The 20,076-nt window shown below is 66.5% G+C and carries 15 protein-coding genes; 1 reads left to right on the top strand and 14 read right to left on the bottom strand.

Going from position 1 to position 20,076, the window contains the following annotated elements; all coding sequences use genetic code 11:
* Nucleotides 1-73 precede the first annotated feature (73 nt).
* The 4 genes from RB623_RS22890 to RB623_RS22875 form a co-directional block, all read right to left on the bottom strand.
* Nucleotides 74-3,043 (bottom strand): bifunctional [glutamine synthetase] adenylyltransferase/[glutamine synthetase]-adenylyl-L-tyrosine phosphorylase, encoded by a 2,970-nt coding sequence (locus tag RB623_RS22890; RefSeq protein WP_308059323.1) that lies wholly within the window; start codon nucleotides 3,041-3,043, stop codon nucleotides 74-76.
* A complete protein-coding gene (locus tag RB623_RS22885; protein ID WP_308059322.1) occupies nucleotides 3,040-4,488 on the bottom strand; it encodes a HAMP domain-containing sensor histidine kinase in 1,449 nt (482 codons plus the stop codon). Before RB623_RS22885 ends, RB623_RS22890 begins: the two co-directional genes overlap by 4 nt.
* Nucleotides 4,489-4,496: 8 nt before the next feature.
* A complete protein-coding gene (locus RB623_RS22880; RefSeq protein ID WP_308059321.1) occupies nucleotides 4,497-5,171 on the bottom strand; it encodes a response regulator transcription factor in 675 nt (224 codons plus the stop codon).
* A gap of 196 nt (nucleotides 5,172-5,367) precedes the next feature.
* Entirely contained in the window at nucleotides 5,368-6,900 is a 1,533-nt protein-coding gene (locus RB623_RS22875; protein WP_308059320.1) for a Do family serine endopeptidase, read from the bottom strand.
* A gap of 468 nt (nucleotides 6,901-7,368) precedes the next feature.
* Between RB623_RS22875 and RB623_RS22870 the strand changes: the two genes are divergently transcribed.
* The gene (locus RB623_RS22870; RefSeq protein WP_308059318.1) at nucleotides 7,369-8,568 is read left to right on the top strand and encodes an adenylate/guanylate cyclase domain-containing protein; all 1,200 of its coding nucleotides are present in this window, start codon (nucleotides 7,369-7,371) and stop codon (nucleotides 8,566-8,568) included.
* Nucleotides 8,569-8,621: 53 nt separating this feature from the next.
* Here the strand turns inward: RB623_RS22870 and RB623_RS22865 are convergent, their stop codons facing one another.
* The 10 genes from RB623_RS22865 to RB623_RS22820 all read right to left on the bottom strand — a co-directional run bounded on the left by RB623_RS22865 (nucleotide 8,622) and on the right by RB623_RS22820 (nucleotide 20,063).
* On the bottom strand, nucleotides 8,622-9,101 hold the full coding sequence (locus RB623_RS22865) for a cytochrome c-type biogenesis protein CcmH (protein WP_308059317.1): 480 nt from the start codon (nucleotides 9,099-9,101) through the stop codon (nucleotides 8,622-8,624).
* Nucleotides 9,098-11,086, bottom strand: coding sequence for a heme lyase CcmF/NrfE family subunit (locus RB623_RS22860; RefSeq protein WP_308059399.1), 1,989 nt, complete (start codon nucleotides 11,084-11,086; stop codon nucleotides 9,098-9,100). The genes RB623_RS22865 and RB623_RS22860 overlap by 4 nt, the downstream gene beginning before the upstream one ends.
* On the bottom strand, nucleotides 11,086-11,538 hold the full coding sequence (gene ccmE, locus RB623_RS22855) for a cytochrome c maturation protein CcmE (RefSeq protein ID WP_308059316.1): 453 nt from the start codon (nucleotides 11,536-11,538) through the stop codon (nucleotides 11,086-11,088). The genes RB623_RS22860 and ccmE overlap by 1 nt, the downstream gene beginning before the upstream one ends.
* Nucleotides 11,539-11,545: 7 nt before the next feature.
* Nucleotides 11,546-12,682 carry a c-type cytochrome biogenesis protein CcmI gene (gene ccmI / locus RB623_RS22850; protein WP_308059315.1) on the bottom strand — a complete coding sequence of 379 codons (1,137 nt, stop codon included), beginning with the start codon at nucleotides 12,680-12,682 and terminating at the stop codon, nucleotides 11,546-11,548.
* Between the two features lie 179 nt (nucleotides 12,683-12,861).
* Nucleotides 12,862-13,281: a hypothetical protein gene (locus tag RB623_RS22845; protein WP_308059314.1), complete on the bottom strand. Its 420-nt coding sequence runs from the start codon at nucleotides 13,279-13,281 to the stop codon at nucleotides 12,862-12,864.
* Between the two features lie 107 nt (nucleotides 13,282-13,388).
* Nucleotides 13,389-14,807, bottom strand: a complete 1,419-nt coding sequence (locus RB623_RS22840; protein ID WP_308059313.1) for an ATP-binding protein — start codon at nucleotides 14,805-14,807, stop codon at nucleotides 13,389-13,391.
* Nucleotides 14,804-15,469 (bottom strand): response regulator transcription factor, encoded by a 666-nt coding sequence (locus RB623_RS22835; RefSeq protein WP_308059312.1) that lies wholly within the window; start codon nucleotides 15,467-15,469, stop codon nucleotides 14,804-14,806. The genes RB623_RS22840 and RB623_RS22835 overlap by 4 nt, the downstream gene beginning before the upstream one ends.
* A gap of 69 nt (nucleotides 15,470-15,538) precedes the next feature.
* Nucleotides 15,539-15,844, bottom strand: coding sequence for a hypothetical protein (locus tag RB623_RS22830; protein ID WP_308059311.1), 306 nt, complete (start codon nucleotides 15,842-15,844; stop codon nucleotides 15,539-15,541).
* Between the two features lie 80 nt (nucleotides 15,845-15,924).
* Nucleotides 15,925-16,131, bottom strand: a complete 207-nt coding sequence (locus tag RB623_RS22825; protein WP_308059310.1) for a hypothetical protein — start codon at nucleotides 16,129-16,131, stop codon at nucleotides 15,925-15,927.
* A gap of 32 nt (nucleotides 16,132-16,163) precedes the next feature.
* Nucleotides 16,164-20,063, bottom strand: coding sequence for a glycoside hydrolase/phage tail family protein (locus RB623_RS22820; protein ID WP_308059309.1), 3,900 nt, complete (start codon nucleotides 20,061-20,063; stop codon nucleotides 16,164-16,166).
* Nucleotides 20,064-20,076 lie beyond the last annotated feature (13 nt).

The following is a 20,076-nucleotide window of genomic DNA, read 5'->3' as shown; positions in this document are numbered from 1 at the left end:
CTTCACTTTGACACTCCTTTGCATCGTCACCCCCGATGCGGTTCCGGCAAGGCGTCGCGGCGTCACATCGCCGTCAACGCCTCGCCGCACGAAGCAACCGGTCGAAGTGGCTTCGAACCCGTTGCGCCGTCTCCTTGACGTGCGCTTCCAGCACGCCGATGTCGGGCAGGTCGGTCACCCGGATGAGCAGGTCGATCAGGCCGGGCGGCGCCTCCTTGCGCTCGAACGGCCCGGTCAGGCAAAGCCGGATCATCTGGGTCAGCGCCTGGTAGAGCGCCCATGCGTCGCACAATTCCTGCCGCACCTGCGCATCCGCGAATCTCGGCGAAAGCCGCGACAGTATGTCGGCCGTGGCGGTTGCGCGTCCGGCGCGGACATCGGCGTTGCCCGTGAGCGACGCGCATTGCGCGATGAATTCGAGGTCGATCAATCCTCCGGGCACGAGCTTCAGGTCCCAGAAATCGCGCGGTGGCTTCTCCTCCTCGATCAGCGCCCGCATCTCGACGGCTTCCCGGAACACTTTCCCGGCGTCGCGCGGCAAGACCAGCACCTCCTCGACTTCCGTTTCAACCTCGGCACACAGGTCCGCGTCGCCGGCGATCGGCCGGGCGCGCGTCAGCGCCATGTGTTCCCAGGTCCAGGCGTCGTTGCGCTGGTACTTCTTGAAGGAATCGACATGCGTCGCCACCGGTCCCTTGTTGCCGGAGGGCCGCAGCCTGAGATCGAGTTCGTAGAGTACGCCTTCCGCCGTCTGCGCTGAAACCGCGGCGATCAGGCGCTGGGTCATGCGGGCAAAATAGTGGGAAGGCGCAAGACCCTTCTCACCGTCCGATTCCTCGGCGTCGGCATCATGATCGTAGAGCAGGATCAAGTCGACGTCGGAGCCTGCGGTCAACTCGCGGCTGCCGAGCTTGCCCATGCCGAGGATGGCCACCCGTCCGCCCGGAACCTTGCCGTGGCGCATGGCGAAATCGACCATCACCGCGTCGAGCGCCGCTCCGATCGACAGGTCGGCAAGGTGGGAAAAGGCGCGACCGGCACGCGGCGAATCGATCGCGCCGGCCAGCAGCCGCACGCCGATCAGGAACTTCTGCTCCGAAGCGAAGATACGCAGGCGGTCCAGCACCTCCTCATGCACCGTCGTGCCTTGCAGGAAGGTGGCGAGGCGGCCGGCGAGATAGTCGCGGCTGGGCAGCTCCGCCAACAGCGCCGGGTCGAGCAGCCCGTCGAACACATGCGGCCGCCGCGTGATGATCGCGGCCAGCGCGGGCGCAGAGCTCATGATGGTCGCAAGCAGTTTCAACAGCGCCGGATTGGATTGCAGCAGCGAGAAGAGCTGGATGCCCGCCGGCAGTCCGGCAAGAAAGGCGTCGAAACGCAGCAGCGCCTCGTCGGCGCGCTTGGTCTGGCCGAAAGCTTCCAGCAGCGCCGGTGTCAGTTCTGTCAGCCGTTCGCGGGCTTCCGCCGAGCGCGTCGCCTTGTAGCGGCCGAAATGCCAGGTGCGGATGACGCGGCACATGTCGCTGGGGCGATGGAACCCCAGCCGCTCCAGCGTTCGCAGCGTGTCGGGATCATCGACGTCGCCGGTGAAGACCAGATTGCCGACACCGGCCGAAAGCTGGGGCGCGGCTTCGAACAGCGCCGCATAGTGGCGCTCCACCTCGTGCAGCGAGGCGCGAAAAGCGTCGGAAAACGCTTCTGCATCGGCAAAACCCAACATGCGGGCGATGCGCTCCAGCCCGTCGTCGTCTTCCGGCAGGGTATGGCTCTGCTCGTCGGCGACCATCTGGATGGCATGCTCGACCCGCCGCAGGAACCAGTACTGTTTCGTCAGCGCGTCGCGCGCCTCGGCGGTGATCCAGCCGCGCCTGGCGAGTTCCCCCAGCATCGGCACGGTTTCGCGACCCCGCAACTCCGGGAACCGGCCGCCGGCGATAAGCTGCTGGGTCTGCACGAAGAACTCGATCTCGCGGATGCCGCCGCGGCCGAGTTTCACGTTGTGGCCCTTCACCGCGATCTCGCCATGGCCCTTGTGCGCATGGATCTGCCGCTTGATCGAATGCACGTCGGCGATCGCCGCGAAGTCCATGTATTTGCGCCAGACATAGGGCTGCAATTCCCTGAGGAACGCCTTGCCGGCTTCCAGGTCGCCGGCGACCGGCCGGGCCTTGATCATGGCGGCGCGCTCCCAGTTCTGTCCCCTGCCCTCGTAATAATTGAGCGCCGCCTCGACCGGGATCGCCAGCGGCGTCGAACCCGGATCGGGGCGCAGGCGCAGGTCGGTTCGGAACACGTAGCCCGCCTCGGTACGATCCTGGAGGATGCGCACCAGCCGCTTGGTGAGCCGCGAGAACAGGTCGGTCGCCTCCAGCGGATCGATGACAGCCGGCGCTTCGGGTTCGAAGAACACGACAAGATCGATGTCGGAGGAAAAATTCAGCTCGCAGGCGCCGAGCTTGCCCATGCCGAGCACGATCCAGCCTGAACCCTCGCCCGGCCGCGCCGGATCGGGAAGCTTCAGCTTGCCGCTGTCATGCGCGTCGCGCAGCAGGAAATCGATCGCCGCATTGGCACAGGCATCGGCCAACGCGCTCAGGCGGCGGACCGTGACGTCGGGTCCGACCATGCCCGCCAGTTCGTCCAGCGCGATCAAAAAATGCGCCTCAAGCTTCAGCCGGCGCAGATCAGTCATCAGGCTTTTTTCGGTCACCCCTACGATGAACGGCAATTGCCGTGCAGCCGCCTCGACCTCGGCCAGCCTGTCCTCGATGCCGCGGTCGAAAAGACCGTCCAGCATCTCCGGGCGGCGGCGCGCGCAGTCGCGCATGAAGTCGGACAGGTCGAAGACGGCGGATAGGAAAGTTGCTTCGGCATCCCTGCCGGACAGCAGCGCCGCAAGCCTGGGCAACTCCCTGTCGCGCGCCTGTGCGGCAACCTCCTTCATCTCCGCTTTGGCCTCGGCGGCGTCCAGCGGCTTCAGCGCGGCGGGTTTCCTGTCGAACAGGCTAGGCTTGGCGGCCCTCGCGGCCGTCGCAACCGTCATTGCGCATCCTCCTTGCGCGGAAAACCCATCACCACCGACAGTCCGGGCTCCCGGGGTTCGAGTTCGAGCTTGCCACCGTGGAATTTCATGACTGCCTTGGCAAGGCTCAAACCCAGGCCCGATCCAGGCTGCGAGCGGCTCTGTTCCAGGCGGACGAAACGTTCGGTGGCGCGCTTTCGGTCCTCGGCGTCGGGAATGCCGGGCCCGTTATCGGTGACACGCAGTTCGACCTCGCCCAGCCTGCGCTCAAGTCCGACCACCACCTTCGGCGCAGCATTGGCACCAGCCGAATATTTTATGGCGTTGTCGACGACGTTGGAGACCGATTGCGCGATCAGTTCGCGGTTGCCGTCCACGGCGATGCCGTCGGGGATATCCGCCACAAGCGCCACGCCCATCTCTTCGGCAACCGGTTCATACAGCTCGGCGACGCCGCGCACGACCTCCGTCAGGTCGACCTTCGCCGTCTGCTCGGCCGAATAACCGGCCTCCAGCCGCGAGATCATCAGGATCGCGTTGAAAGTGCGGATGAGCTGGTCGGATTCGGCAATGGTCGCCTCAAGCGCCTCGCGATAGTCGGCGCCGTCGCGCTTGCCGAGCGCGGCCTCCGCACGGTTGCGCAGGCGCGTCAGCGGCGTCTTCAGGTCATGGGCGATGTTGTCGGAAACCTGCTTCAGCCCCTCGTTGAGGTCCGCGATGCGGGCGAGCATGGTGTTGAGGTTCTCGGAAAGCCGGTCGAACTCGTCGCCGGCGCCGCTCACCGGCAGGCGGCCAGTCAGATCGCCGCCCATGATGCGCCGGCTGGCTTCCGACACGCTGTCGATGCGGCGCAACGCGTGCCGGCCGACGAAGAACCAGATCAGCAGGCCGCCCAGCGCCATGACGCCGAGCGCCGCCACCAGCGAGCGGCGGACCACGACGCGGAACCGCTCCGGCTCGCCGAGGTCGCGGCCGACCAGCACGATCATCCGGTTGGGCAGCCGCAGCACCAGGGCGATCGCCGCGTGGCGCAGCTCGGATTCCACTTGCGGCGTTTCCATCTCGGCGGCCGCGCGGGCCCGCCGCTCGACGCTGCTGTCGCCGTAGCGTTGATAGGAGAAGGGTCGGCCCGTCCAGCCCTCGACGTCGAGCACGCCGGGCTCAAGGCTCTCGACATTGCCGGAGAGGATGCGGCCGTTGGGATCGGCGATCAGATAAAGATTGGCGCCGGGCTGGCGCGAGCGCCGCTCAATGGTGCGCACCAGCAGCGGCAGGCCACCGCGCTGGTAGGCATTGGCGAGGCCGACCGCCTCCTCGTTGATGGTGTCCTGCGTCTGCGAGGTCAGCATCCTGACCGACAGCGCGGTCATGTAGAACACGAGGCCGACCGCGCAAATGCCGAACAGCAAGAGATAAAGCGCCGAGAGGCGAGCGGCGGTGGTCTTCAAACTCGCCGGCAGCCGCATGCGCTGATCTACCCGGCCTTGAGCATGTAGCCCGCGCCGCGCACCGTATGCAGGATCGGACTGTCGAAACCTTTTTCGATCTTGGAGCGCAGCCGCGACACATGCACGTCGATGACGTTGGTCTGCGGGTCGAAATGATAGTCCCAGACGTTTTCGAGCAGCATGGTGCGGGTCACCACCTGGGCGGCATGGCGCATCAGATATTCGAGCAGCTTGAACTCGCGCGGCTGCAGGACGATCTCGCGGCCGGCCCGCCGAACCGTATGCGACAGCCGGTCGAGTTCGAGGTCGCCGACGCGGTAGAGCGTCTCGGCATCCTTGGAATTGGCTCTGCGGCAGAGCACCTCGATGCGGGCGAGAAGCTCGCTGAACGCGTAGGGTTTGGTGAGATAGTCGTCGCCGCCGGCGCGCAGCCCGGTGACGCGATCGTCGACCTCGCCAAGCGCCGACAAGATCAGCACCGGCGTGGTGTTGCCGCGCGAGCGCAGGCCGGCGATCACCGAAAGCCCGTCGCGGCGCGGCAGCATGCGGTCCACTACCATGACGTCGTAGTTGCCGGTGTCGGCCAGCGTATAGCCGGTGTCGCCGTCTCCGGCGAGGTGGACCGTGTGTCCAGCCTCGGACAGCGCCTTCTGCAGATAGTCGGCCGCCTCACGGTCGTCTTCGATGACCAGAATCTTCATCGGGTCATCATATGCGAATTCCGGGCGTGCTGGTGAAGCGATGTTCATGGGGTTTTACCTTCCTCAAGGGTGCGGCGGCAGCCGATGGGAGCTGCCGCCGCCGAACCGGCCCTTCGAGGACTGACAAACGGGACCGGCCCAAGTCCCGCAGCGCCCGCTCGGGGATGTTCAGCAGGGCGCCGGGACGTCGAGTCGATCAGCCGCGGCCGATGGGCAGAGCCACGAAGCGGCTGTTGTCGTCGCGGGTGATCTGGACGAGCACCGCCTTGCGGCCCGCCTTCTCGGCGTCGCTCATCGCGGTGGTCACGTCCTTGGCGCCCGTCACGTCGCGCGAGTTGATCGACACGATGACGTCGCCGGGCTGGATGCCGCGGTCGGCGGCGTCGCTGTCGGGATCGACATCGGTGACGACCAGGCCCTTGCCGTCTTCGGACGGCGTGACGGTCAGGCCGAGATCTGCCAGCGAGGAAGGCTCGGCCTGCTGCTTGCTGTCCTCATCATTCGAGGCCTGCTTGTCTGCGCCGGGCAGCGTGCCGAGCTCGAGGTTCATCGCCTCGGACTTGCCGTTGCGCCAGACGGTAACTTCCACCGACTTGCCGGGCTGGATGGCGCCGATCGCACGGGCCAGTTCGCGCGGCGAACCGACCTCCTTGCCATCGACGGCGGTGATGACGTCGCCAGCCTTGATGCCGGCCTTCAGCGCGGGGCCGCCGTCCTGCGCCTGGGAGACGATCGCGCCCTTGGCGTCCTGCAGGCCGATCGAATCGGCGATATCCTTGCTGACCGGCTGGATCTCGACGCCGAGCCAGCCGCGCGACACGCTGCCGTCCTTCATCAGATCCTGCACCACTTCCCTGGCCGTCGAAGCCGGAATGGCGAAGGCGATGCCGACATTGCCGCCCGACGGCGAGAAGATCGCGGTGTTGATGCCGACGACCTCGCCGCTCAGATTGAAGGCCGGCCCGCCGGAATTACCGCGGTTGACCGCCGCGTCGATCTGCAGGAAGTCGTCATAGGGGCCGGCGCCGATGTCGCGGCCACGGGCCGAGACGATGCCGGAGGTCACGGTACCGCCGAGGCCAAACGGATTGCCCACGGCCACGACCCAGTCGCCGACGCGAACCTTGGTGTCATCGGCGAAGTCGACATAGGTGAACTTGCGGCTGTCATCGACCTTGAGCACGGCCAGGTCGGTGCGCGGATCAGCGCCGATCAGCTTGGCGTCCAGTTCGTCGCCATTGTCCATGACAACGGTGAAGGCCGAGCCGCCCTCGACGACGTGGTTGTTGGTGACCAGATAGCCGTCCTCGGAGATGAAGAAGCCGGAGCCCTGGGAGACCGGACGCGGGCGCTCCGGACGGTCGCCGCGGCGCTGATGCCAGCGGCCATCGCGATCGCCGTCGCCGCGGAACTCACGGAAGAAGCGCTTCAGCGGATGGCCGTCGGGAAGCTGGTCGAAGCCATGGCCCTGAAACATGTCGGCGCCGTCGCCGCGGTCGGACGCAGGTTCGATCTTGGCCTTGACCTGGACGCTGACAACGGCCGGCGAAACCTTGTCGACGACGTCGGCAAAGCTCGGAACCTGCGGCGACTGGACGCGCACGGCTTCGGCAAGAACGGGTGCGGTGCCGGTGGTGACGGCGCCAAGACCGATCGCGCCGGCGATTGCGATGGAGGCGGCGGCGGCCAGCAGGCGCGCGCGGGTCCGCGAAACGGGGGTGTTGCTCATGGCTTCTATTTCCTCTTCTGCAGGATGCGTCTTGGGCGGCATCCAGTGCTGACAGAAATAGGATCCGCCACATTACGGCGTCATTTCCGGCGAATGAAATTTGGGTAATGTTGGCGGCGACCGTACGGCAGTTTCGCGGCAAAAACCGGTTGCGCCCGCCACTTTTCCTTGGCCATGCCCCGGCTTAGAGCAATGTCCGACCAGATTGCATCATTCTGCCGGCGACGGTTTGGGCCAAGGTCGAGGGCTTCGTCGAATGGACGTACCGGCGGTACGGTCGAGACGAAGCCCGAAGGATTTGGCCCAAACCAGCCCGGCCCTTCGGGTTTCCGTTTGGCGGACGCCCGGTGCCTCGGCTCGCTCGGCCGATGGAACCCCATCGACCTTCGCAACCCTCCTGCCGGATCGCCTCGCCAAACGAGAAACAGAATGATGCAATCTGGTCGGACATTGCTCTAAGTTGCGCGCATGTCAAATTCCCCAAATCCGAAGGACGAACCGTCCGCAACGACGGATGTCCCGCGGCTTGTCGCCGAGATCACAGCATGGCTGATCGGGCCAGCCCGCAAAGCCGGCCAGCCCAAGGAAATCGTCGCCGGGCTGATCGACCGCCTGGTCGCGGCGGGCGTGCCGCTGTGGCGTGTGCGTATCGGCCAACGGGTCGCCAACCCGATGATAGGCGCATGGGGCGTGATCTGGACCCGCGACGGCGGGGCGGAAAGCTACACCGTGCCGCGCAGCATGCTCGCGACCGATTCCTATCGCGGCAGCCCGTTCGAGCACGTCATCGTCACCAGGACTCTCTTTCACCAGTCGTTGGAGAGCCTGATGGAAGGCCACGATCATCCGGTCCTCTTCGAACAGGCTGCGGCCGGCAGCACCGACTATCTGGCGATCCCGCTGGAATATGGCGACGGCTCGGTTCAGGCCAGCGCCTTCACCACGGACCGCCCCGGCGGTTTCGCCGCTGGCGAAGTCGCGCTGATCGACGGCCTGGCGCCAGCCATTGCCGCCGCACTGGAACCCGCGGCGATGCGCCACTCGATGGAAAGCCTGCTGGAGGTCTATCTCGGCAACGGCCCCGCGGCACGCGTCGCCAAGGGTAACTTCCAGCGCGGCCACATGACCGAGGCGGAAGCCGCGGTGCTGGTGACCGACATGCGCAATTTCACCGGCCTGTCGGAGCGGCTCGCCCCCGATGCATTGCTCGACCGCCTTGGAGCCTATTTCGAGGTGGTGGTCGATGCGGTGCGCGCCGAAGGTGGCGACGTGCTCAAATTCATCGGCGACGGCGTGCTTTCCGTCTTTCCGGCGCGGGATTCAGGACGCCTGGACGCCTGTCTGCGCGCCGCCCGCAGCGTCGTGCGGGCTTTTGGCGACACGAGCGTTACCGGCATACCGTTCGTGGCAGCCCTGCATGTCGGCCCGGTCGTCTACGGCAATATCGGCAGCCGGGACCGACTGGATTTTACCGTCGTCGGCCCGACGGTGAACTATGTCAGCCGCCTCGAAGGCATCGCCAAGTTGCTAGGCGTGAAAGCGGTCTGCTCGGCGGATGTCGCCTCGATGCTTCCGGCGGACATGGTCAGCGATCTCGGCCGGCACGCGCTGAAAGGGTTTTCGCAGGAGCAGCGGGTGTTCGAGTTGAGCACCGTGGCTGGGGATTGATCGCCGCCAAGACAGTTGGTGCCTTGGCAATCCGGCGTGCGGGAGGGCCCAGGTCAAACGCTGCCCGGACGCTCGCTCCCGCTCTCGGCGAGAATGCGGTCCAATGCCGCCTTCTCCTCGTCCGATAATCGTGTCGACGTTTTTCGCCGCGACCTTGCTGCAACCAATGCGACCACGCCACCGACCACCAGCAGCACGACCGGCGTGCCCCAAAGCAACGCGTTACGGGCGCTGAAGCGCGGCTTCAGCAGCACGAACTCGCCATAACGCGCCACCACGAAGTCGAGCACCTGCTCATTCGTGTCACCTGCCGCCAGCCGCTCGCGCACCAGCACCCGCAGATCATGCGCCAATTCCGCGTCGGAATCGTCGATCGACTGGTTCTGGCAGACCATGCAGCGCAGTTCCGCCGAAAGCGTCCTGGCCCGCGCCTCCAGCGCCGGATCGGCCAGTCTTTCGTCAGGCTGCACCGCCCACGCCGGGGCGCCGAGCACCAGTGCCAGCCACAGGGCAGCGATGCAAAACCGTCTCAAGCCTTGGCTCCCGCTGGGCTCGAAGCGGCTTTTGCCCGGCGCGCCGGGGCGCCGACGCGAAGCCGGCGATCGGTGAGCGAGACGGCGGCCGCGACCATCATGACAAGCCCGCCAAGCCAGATCAGCGTCACCAGCGGCTTCCACCAGATGCGCACGACGATGCCACCATCCTGCGTCGGGTCGCCCAACGAGACGTAAAGCTGGCTGAAACCGAGCGTCAGGATGCCCGCCTCGGTCGTCGGCATCTGCCGCGCCGTGTAGACGCGTTTGGCCGAAGTGACCTCGCCAAGCTTTCCGCCGCCTGCGCCGAGCAACACGAAGCTCGCCCTCGTCTCGGTAAAATTCGGCCCCTGCACCGGCGAAACGCCCTCGAACCGCAGCGTGCGTCCGGCAATGGCGGTGCTTTCGCCGGGCTTCATAATGGTGATGTGCTCGGCCTCGAAGGCCAGCGTCGCGACAATGCCCAGCACCGTCACGCCCATGCCGAGATGTGCCAGCGCGGTGCCGTGGACCGAGCGTGGCAGGCCGGCCAGCCGTCTTGCCGCGACCGCCAGAGGAACGGTTCCGAGCGCCGATTTCTGCACAAGGTCGGTCAGCGCACCGAGGATCATCCAGACGCCGATGCCGACGCCGAGCGCTGCGAACACCGACGCGCCGTCGGCCAGCAGCAACGTCGCCAGCACCGCGAGAAGCGCGCCGCCGAATGCCGCCATCAGCCGCTGCGCCACCGCGTAGACATCGCCGCGCTTCCAGGCGAGCAGCGGCCCGAACGGGATGAGCAGCAGCAGCGGCAGCATCAGCGGGCCGAAGGTCAGGTTGAAGAACGGCGCGCCAACGGAAATCTTGTCGCCCGTCACCGCCTCGACCAGGAGCGGATAAAGCGTGCCGACCAGCACGGTCGCCGCCGCCGTGGTCAGGAACAGATTGTTGAGGACCAGCGCGCCCTCGCGCGAGATCGGATGGAACAGGCCGCCGGCGGTGAGACTACCAGCGCGCAGCGCAAACAGCGCCAGCGAGCCGCCGATGAACAGCACCAGGATCGCGAGGATGAAAACGCCGCGCGTCGGGTCGGTGGCGAAGGCGTGTACCGAGGTCAGCACGCCGGAGCGCACAAGGAAGGTGCCGAGCAGCGACAGCGAGAAGGTGAGGATGGCGAGCAGGATCGTCCAGATCTTCAGGGCCGAGCGCTTTTCCATGACGATCGCCGAATGCAGCAACGCGGTGCCAGCCAGCCACGGCATGAAGGAGGCGTTCTCGACCGGATCCCAGAACCAGAAGCCGCCCCAGCCCAGCTCGTAATAGGCCCAGTACGAGCCCATCGCGATGCCGCCGGTCAAGAACATCCAGGCGGCCAGCGTCCAAGGGCGGACCCAGCGTGCCCAGGCGGCGTCGATGCGTCCGTCGATCAAGGCCGCGACGGCGAAGGAGAAGCACACCGAGAAGCCGACATAACCAAGGTAAAGCAGCGGCGGATGGATGGCGAGCCCGACATCCTGAAGGATCGGGTTCAGGTCGCGGCCTTCGAAAGGCGCGGGCTCAAGCCGGATGAACGGATTGGACGTCGTCAGCACGAACAGCAGGAAGGCAGCGCCGATCCAGCCCTGCACGGAAAGCACATTGGCGCGCAGCGTCGCCGGCAGATTGCCGCCGAACACCGCGACGAGCGCCCCAAAGAAGGTCAGGATCAGCACCCACAAAAGCATGGAGCCTTCATGGTTCCCCCAGGTGCCGGTGACCTTGTAGAGCATCGGCTTCGCCGAATGCGAATTCTCCCAGACATTGGCCACGGAGAAATCCGACTGGACATAGGCCATCACAAGCGCGGCAAACGCGATGCCGGTCAGCGCGAAGCCGGCGACGGCGACGGGGCCACCGGTGGCCATCAGCCGCGCATCGTTCGTGCGGGCGCCGACCAGCGGCACGAGCGACTGCACCAGCGCCAGCGCCAAGGCCAGGACCAATGCGAAATGGCCGGTCTCGACGATCATGATCCCGGCCTCGCGGTCTCGTCCTGCCAGACGCCTTTTGCCTTCAGGCTGTCGGCGACTTCCTTGGGCATATAGTTCTCGTCATGCTTGGCGAGAACGCTGTCGGCGGCGAACACGCCGTCTGCACGCATCGTGCCCTCGGCGATCACGCCCTGTCCCTCGCGGAACAGATCCGGCAGGATGCCCACATAGGCGACCGGCACCGATTTCTCCTGGTCGGTGATGGCGAAGGAGATCTCCGTGCCCTGCCCTCGCTTCACCGTGCCGGCTTCGACCAGCCCCCCGAGGCGGATGCGCTGGCCGGGCTCCAGCACAGCCGCCTGGAGTTCCGTCGGCATGTAGAAGAATGAAGCCTTTTGCCCAAGCGCATAGAAGGTGAGCGCTGTCGCCGCGCCGAGGAAGGCCAGCGCGCCGGCGATAACGGACAGTCTCTTCTGCTTGCGGGTCATCAAATTCTCATTCCGTCGAAGCCAGGCCGAGGGAGGCCGCCAGCGAAGTCAGCCGTTTGCCGTCTTCGCTGCCGCTGTCTAGCGCCGCCAGTCCGCGTCCCAGAGCCTCGCGCGCCTGATCGGCCTTGCCAAGCACGACATAAGAACGAACCAGCCGCATCCAGCCTTCCACGTCCTTGGGGTTCTCCCGCAGCTTTGCGTCGAGGCCGCTCACCATCTGCTCGATCATGGCGGTGCGATCGTCGGCCGTCATCGACGCGGCGGCGTCCATCTCCTCCTGGGTCGGGACGGGCCCGGCGGGCTTTTGCACGGCGGCGCTGCGGCGGTTCGCCTCCGTGATCGCCTCCTGCACCGGGCCTCGCCAAGGACTGTCGGCTGGCAGGCCGCCAAGCAAGGCCTGCCAGGCGGCGGCGGCTTCCTGCAGCTTTCCCTCCTGAGCCAGCCCGCTCGCCAGGTAAAAGCGCGATTTCGGATGATCGGGCTGGGCGGCAAGCGCCTGCTTGAACGCATCTTGCGCCTCGGCCGTCACGACCCCACCGGCCCCATAGGACAATGCCTCGCCGAGGCCCGCCAGCCTGTCGGCGCTGCCGCCGAGCAATCTGATGGCGTTGCGGTAGGCCGCTGCCGAATCCTCCGAACGGCCGGTCCGCAGATAGATCGGCGCCAGCACATCCCAGCCACGTCCGTCCTCTGGGTTGGAGGACAGATGCGCCTCGGCGCGCGCCACCAGCTCCTCCATCGTATTTTCGGCCGGATCGGCTTGAAGCCTAGCGTTGAGTGGCTGGCCGGGCAGCAGCGGCGAACCAAGCTCGGCATAGAGACCCCAGCCGACGATCGGCACGGCCAGCACCGCGGCCGCGCCGACCACGCGTGGCAGCCGCGCGGGCCTATCCGCACCGCCGCCATCCTTCGTTCCGGCCAGCTTGAGAATGCGACGGCCGATCTCGGCGCGGGCTTCCTCGGCCTCGGCGGGCCCGATCAGCCCGCGCGCGGCGTCCTTGTCCAGTTCGCCTAGCTGGTCGCGATAGACCTCGATGTCGTGATCGCGGGCAATGTCCGCCTGCCGGTTCTTCACGCTCAACGGCAGCATCACCGCCAGGCTGGCGGCCAGTGTCAGCAGCGCTGCGACGATCCAGAATAGCATGCGCCTTCAATATCCGTCCCGACGCGGTCTGCCAATTCGCCGGCACTGCGGCTGATTGACTGCCGCCTTGCTACTCCGAACCATCGTGATGCGTCGAAATTCAGGTTGGTGTTGGCGATTTAGGCCAGGCCGAGCCGAAAACGACGGGTTCCGGGTTATTGCGCAGCGACCTGCGGAATCTAGCTCAGCGTCGCCCAGCTTCCGTCGGCATTGCGGCAGGCCGTACCGCGCGCCGTCCTCGTGGCGCCGTCGATCACGATCGTGTGCGAATACTGCCGGCAGTCCTGCGATCCGACCCGGTAGGGCTGCGCCGGCACCACGCTTCCCGACCGGCCGTCCCGGTCGCCTGTCCAGGTCACCGTCTGACCGCTTCCGGTATATTCGAGCGCCTTGTATTCGGCCTCCAGCGCCTTGCGCCTGTCGCCCGCGCTCAGGCCCTTTCCGGCATCGCCGGTGACCAGCCCGTCGACCATGCTCGCCTTGCCGCCTGTAACCGTCGGCGTATCGACGGTCGATCCCGGCTTGCCGCCGAGGCTCGACGTCGTCCCGCAGCCGGCCAGAACCAGCAGAGCGGCAAGCAGCGCCAAGCGAATCGTCATGTCCACCACCGATCGAGGCCGCCTGCGGCATGGAAACGGACCGCCGCGATACTGTTGATGTTTGACCGAAATTTGGCCGCAGCCGCACGATTCCGGCCCAGCCCTGTCTACTCGACGCGTCGCAGCAGTACAACCGCCCTCAGCCCACCGAGCGCCGCGCGTTCGAGGCTGATCCGGCCGCCATATTCGTTGACCAGATCTGAGACGATTGACAGACCGAGCCCGCTGCCGGGCTTGGTCTCGTCCAGCCGCTTGCCGCGCTGCATCACCTCGCGCGCCCTGTCGGGCGGAATTCCCGGCCCGTCGTCCTCGATCACGATCGAAAACATGGCGTGCTCGTCGATCGGCGGCGCAGCCGCGAGCGACACCACTACCCGGGCCCTCGCCCATTTCATCGCATTGTCGAGCAGATTGCCGACGATTTCCTCCAGATCCTCACGCTCGCCGGCGAAGATCATCTCCTCGGCCGGCGGCGCGAAGGATATCGCCGTGCCGGCGTTGAGCTTGGCCATCACCCGAACCATGCGCTCGAGCAACGGCCGCACCGGCGTGCGGTAGACGACGCTGTCGCGCTGCGCTGCGATGCGGGCACGTTGCAAGTAGTGTTCAAGCTGGCTCTGCATGGCGCTCGCCTGGTCGGCGATCAGCCTGCCCCGGTCGCCGCCCAGCGCCCGCGCCTCGTTGAGCAGCACGGCCAGCGGCGTCTTCAGCGAATGCGCCAGATTGCCCACCTGGGTGCGCGAGCGCTCGACGATGCGGCGGTTGTTCTCGATCAGCGCGTTGGTCTCGTTGGCGAGCGGCTGGATTTCTGTCGGAAAAGTGCCGCCGAGCCGTTGCGCGGTGCCCTCGCGCACCTGCGCCAGCGCCGCGCGCACGCGGCCAAGCGGACGCAACCCGAACAGGATGGCGACGGCGTTGATGGCGATCATGCCGACGCCGAATAGCGACAGATAGGTGAACAGTCGCCATTCGAAGATACCGATCTCGGCATCGAGTTCCGTGCGGTTGCCCATGACGCGAAAACGCGCCACGCGGTTCTGCGCGTCGAGAACGAACTCGCTCTCGAAGACTTCCAGTTCCTCGCCACCGATGCCGTCGGTCAGGTAGTTGCGCTGGAAGCTGGCGTTGAATGGCGCTTCCACGATGCTCGGCGAGGGCACGGACCGCGTCATGGATAGTGACCGCAAGCGCCCGCCGAGGCCCTCCGAAACGGGCTCGACTTCCCAGTACCAGCCCGATTGCGGCTCGGAAAACCGCAGGTCACCGAGGTCGGGCGAGCCGGTGAGAAAGCCGGATTGGGAGACGCCGACCGAACCGATGAGATTGAACAGATGCGCCGAGAGCAGGCTGTCGAAACCGCGCTCGCTGGTCTCGCGATAGAGCGCGGCGATCACCGTGTAGATGACGATCAGCGTGACGATCGCCCAGATGGTCGAGAAGGCGACGACGCGAAAAGCGAGGGAACGCGGCGCGCCGGAGAGCAGCCAGCCGCGCCGACTGATGCCTGCTTTGGCCTCCGCCGTCACGCCTCCGGCTCGCGTATGCGATAACCCATGCCGCGCACCGTCTCGATCATGTCGATGCCCATCTTCTTGCGCAGACGCCCGACGAACACCTCGATCGTATTGGAATCGCGATCGAAATCCTGGTCGTAGAGATGCTCGACCAGCTCGGTGCGCGACACCACCTCGCCCATGTGGTGCATCAGATAGGCTAGCAGCCGGAACTCATGCGAAGTCAGCTTCAGCGGCATGCCGTTCATGTCGGCCTTCGACGCCTTGGTATCGAGCCGCAGCGGTCCGCAGGTGAGTTCCGAAGACGCGTGGCCCGCCGCCCGGCGAATCAGCGCGCGCAGCCTGGCCAGCACCTCCTCGATATGGAACGGTTTCGTCACATAGTCGTCGGCACCGGCGTCAATGCCCGACACCTTGTCGCTCCAGCGGTCGCGGGCCGTCAGGATAAGCACCGGCATTTTCCGGCCGTCGCGGCGCCAGCGCTCGACCACGCTGATGCCATCCATCTGCGGCAGGCCGACGTCCAGCACCACGGCGTCGTAAGGCTCGGTGTCGCCGAGGAAATGCCCTTCCTCGCCGTCGAAGGCTTTGTCTACCGCGTAGCCGGCGTCGGTCAGCGCCTGGACAAGCTGCCGGTTGAGGTCCTTGTCATCCTCGACGACGAGTATCCGCATGGAATCATCCGTCCGAACTGGGTGCGGCCACCTTACAGGAGCTATGTATTGTGGTGAAATCGAGTGCCGTCAGTTCAGCGGCACCACGATCTCTGTGCGGCGCGGGCGCTGCCCGTCCTTGCCGGGCACCAGCACGACGATGACGCAGACCGGCTGGCCGCCCCGGCTGGACTGGCTGGCGCGCGCCAGGGTTCCTCCGTTCTGCGCGGCGACCTGCTGGCCGATTGCGTAGCAGTCGGACTGGGCAAGCTGGATGGGCAATGCTTGGTCCGATACCTGCGGCAACAGCGGCATGGCGTTCACCTGGGCCACAGACAGACCACCTGCGCAAAGCAACGCCGCAAATGCCTGAAGGTATGAGAAAGCCCTGTTCATGCGGTCGTTCTAGCCCATTCCTTCTGAACACGGAATGAACACGTCTTACAATAGCGAGCCCGTCGAAACACGGCTTTTCTTCATTCTATCCGCGTCTGCGCCGCAACCCGGCCAGCCAGGGCGACGACGCCCGCGACGGCGGCCACCGCCTGCAGGATCGCGTCGACCAGCGCGGCGTCGTCGACGCCGTCCAGCGGCACGCCGAACAGGCCGAGCAGCGCGGTCGCGATGGTGACGAGCGCCGCCCAGACCGTGCGGGACATGAACCAGGGTTTGGTGTCGTTCATGGCTTTCCTTTCAAAGGGTTGAGAAGGTTTGTTTAGAAATTGAATCGGCGCGTCGCCGCAGTTCCCCAGCCGGCCGACAGGCTGAGCTGGCACACTGCCGCTTCGATCTCGGTCGGCAAGCCACCGAAATCCACCACGATTTCTGCCTCCGGATAGGTCCATGCGGCGACGCCCACGGTCTGTGACCGGACCACCGGCTCGCCCGGCAGCGAAATGTCGATCCGGTACTTTTCCACTTCCTCGCCGAGCGGGATTTCGGTCGCCGCCCAGTCGTCGGCATCGAAGCGACCGCGCCGCACCCAGGTGAAAGCGAGGTCACCGCTGGCCTGCGGTTTGCAGCGCAGATGCACCGGCGCCAGAGGCAGCCGCGCCCGCAAGCCGCCCGTCGCCGACTGGCTGACGAAGGTTTCGTCGGAGACGATCGCTCCCGACGGTCCGATCTTCCAGTTGAGCGAAAGGCCGATCTCGCCAGCCAGCAGCCCCGCCGGTTTCAGGCGATCGTCCAGAAACACGAACGGCGCGCCGGCGGACGCACCTGCCGCCATGGCGTCGCCGGTGCCGAGCTGCCCGCGCAGCAGGTACCCGAGGCGCCAGACGCCGGGCTCGATCTCCTCCGCGGTCTCGAACTGCACGATCTCCCAGACGCCGCTTTGGCTGCGCACGGCAGCCGCGTTGGCCCCGGAAAGCAATTGCATGCGGCTGACGCCGGCGGCCTCCGAGTCGAAGAGCATGACGGTAAGCACTGACGAACGGTCCACCCGTCCCTCGACGCTTCCGGGCGGCAGCGCCTCTACCAGTTCGCCGAGGTCGGCTGGATGATCGATCGTCGCCCGCGGCTGGAATCCCGTTTCTTCGGGTGACGCCAGCAACACCTGGCTTTTCCAGGGCTTCCGCCAGGCCGCCACGCGAAAGTGGTGCTGCGGCGGCAGGGCTGTCGTGCGCGCCGGAAGATCGAGAAACAGCACATGCGGCTTGCCGGCATGAATGACCGGCGGCGCATCCGCCGGCCCGGGGGTGCTCGTCCACGGAACGGGCGCGCCGCGCTCGATGCGCATGGCTTTGAGCCTCCGCACCAGCCCGTCCTCGATCTCTGTGACAAGGAACTCGCTGCCGTCCTCGCCCGGCAGCCGGATGATGGCTCCGGGCTCAAATCCCCGGCTGTAGCTCGCAAGCGACAGCACCACATTTTCACGAGCGGCCCACAGCCGACGGTGCCAGTCCGCCACAAGCGCGGCGCCCTGCCCCTGCTCCAGCACGCCGGGAAAGCTGACCATCCGCTGCAGCCGCCCGGCCGCACCGGCGTGAAAGCTGCGCGCCGAGGCCGACTGGTAGCCGGCAAGATGGTCGCGGAACGCAAGCACCGCTTCCGTCGGCAGCTCGTGATCCGGAACACGCACGCGTTCGAAGTTCGCGACACCTTCCTCCACGACCGCCTCCGCTATCACCAGCGGCGCGGCGGCGCGCGCCCGGGCCGAACGGAGGACCAGCCCGTCCGGATGCTCGCCGACCGCGAGGTCAAAAAGGTCGACCAGCGGTTCCAGCGCCGCGCGGGCCGATCCCGGATCGTCGATGACAAGACCCTGCAGTGTGCCGTCGGCGTCTGCCACATCCGCCACCGGCAGGCCGTGATCCGCAAGGATGGCGTTGATGACCGCGCCGAGATCTGGCGCTTCCAGCCGGCCGTTCAGCCAGTGGCCGAAATGCCAGTTCGAGCCGTCGGCCCAGACTTCGCCTTGAAGCGGAAAGGCAGGAAACGGCCGCGCGTCCCAGCACCAGACATAAATTCGCTCATGGTCGAGCATCCGCCCGCCATAGACCGGCGAAAGCGGGTTCTTCACTGGGTCGAATGTAGGGCTGGCCGGATCCCAATGCGCGGCATGCGCTTCAAGGAACCGTTTTGGCGCAAGGTCGCTGCGGCCGCCGTTCGAGAAGTATGGCGTAAAACTCTCGCTCGACTTCGGATCGACAAAGACGTTCGGCTGGTTCGGCCCCTTGTCGATCGCCGGGCAGCCCAGTTCGGTCAGCCAGATCGGCTTGCCGCGTGGCGTCCAAGCCGTCGGCGTCGGCAGTTCGATGCCACCGATGCGATCGAAATGCTGGCTCGACCACCAGCCGACGAGGTCCTTGGTACGGAACACCCAGGGCTTTCCGTAAGCACCGTCCTCGATCGGCGTGCGGTTGCGCGCCTCGCGGTCGGCGGCGCTTGCATAGAACCAGTCGAACCCCTCGCCGGAATCGATCGCCGCGCGCAGCGTCTTCGGATCGTAAGGGCCGCTCGCCCCGTCGGGATTGCCGGAGCGGTAGTCCGCATCGCGCCAATCCGAAAGGGGCATGTAATTGTCGACGCCGACGGCACTTATCGACGGCCGCGCCCACAGCGCATCGAGGTGGAAGAACAGATCGCCCGACCCGTCGCGCGGATGATGGCCGAAATATTCGCTCCAGTCCGCACCGTAGCAGATGTCGGTTCCCGGCCCGAGCAGCGCCTTGACCTCGTCGGCCAGCGTGCACAGCGCTTCGACGAAGGGAAATGCGTTGATCCCGTCGCGCAGGGTGGTGAGCCCGCGCATTTCCGAGCCGATCAGGAAGGCGTCCACCCCGCCGGCGGCCTGCGCCAGATGCGCATAATGCAGGATCAGCCGGCGAAAACCCCAGTCACCCTCCGCCCCGCCGAACGCCACAGTCCCGCCGCCGGCCGAAAACTCGCCAACCTCGGCCTCGCCGCAGAACGCCTCGACCTGCGTCCGGGCCGTCGCCGTCTCGTCAGCGGAACCCGGCGCTTCCGGTCCAGGAAAACACGAAATCCGCCCGCGCCACGGATAGGCGGCCTGCTCTTCGCCGCCATGTGGATCGGGCAGGCCGTTGCCCTCGGCGATGTCCATCATGATGAACGGATAGAGTGCCACCCGCAGCCCGCGCGACCTGATCTCGGCGATCGCCGCCATCACCGACGCATCGGTCGGTGTCCCGCCATAGGCCGAGCCGCCGCCATGGCTTGAAACCGCCAACGCTTCGGAGCGCGCGATGCCCGAGACGATCCAGGGTTTCGAAAAATCGGCGCCCGCCGCCGCTGTGACGCCTGGCCGGATGCGGCACTCGCCGGCGCGCAGATCGTCGCCGAACCACGACACCACCAGCGCCACGTCGGTCAGGTTGGGGCAAAGCATCTGCAATTCGTCGAGCGAGGCGACGATGTCGCTCGGCGCGAAGAGCACGTGGCGGTTCTCCGCCACCTCCTCGCCCGGCCTGGCCTTCTTCACCACCACCGTCGGATCGAGCCCGTGTTCGGTCGAGCCGGGGATCAGCGCCACGCCCCTTATGTCATGGCGCAGCCTGCCCACCGGCCGCAGCACCTCGAACTGCAACTGCGGGATACGATTGCCATAATCGCTCAGCGGCAGCCGCTCGAACACGGCATAGGCGATGCCGCGATAGGCCGGCGTATTGTCCGTGCCCTGTCTCGCGGCGATCAGCGGTTCCGGCGGCTGGTCGGCGCCGCCCTTATGCACACGCATCTCGATGCCGTTGAGATCGAGCTCGCGCCCGTCCGCCCAGACGCGCCGCACGCCCGCGATCTCGCCCTCGCACAGCGCGAAGGCCACGTTGGCGAAATAGCTGTATTCGGTGACTTTCGCGCCGCCCTTGCCGCCCTGACGGCGGGTGGTCTTGGTTTCCTCGAAGCGCGTCGCCCAGATGATCGTGCCGCCCAGCCGCGCCGTGCCGTAGAGGCGCGGGATCGGCGCGCCCTCCTCTGCCGAGAAGGGCCTTGCGCCGGCCAGCCGCGGCCCCTCGACGCGGCGCGTACCGTCGATCAGCGCGCGGTCCAGCGCATAGCCGGCGAACGCGCCCGCCGCAGTGCCGACCGCGCTGCCGATCGGGCCGAACAGACCGCCCAGGTAGGCGCCAGCCGCCTCAAGGAGAAGAACCGCCATCGCAAAATCCCGT

This window comes from Mesorhizobium sp. LHD-90, from assembly GCF_030929505.1.
Classification (GTDB): Bacteria; Pseudomonadota; Alphaproteobacteria; order Rhizobiales; family Rhizobiaceae; genus Kumtagia.
Note: the sequence above shows the minus strand (reverse complement) of the source record. Positions and strands in the feature narration are given on the sequence as shown.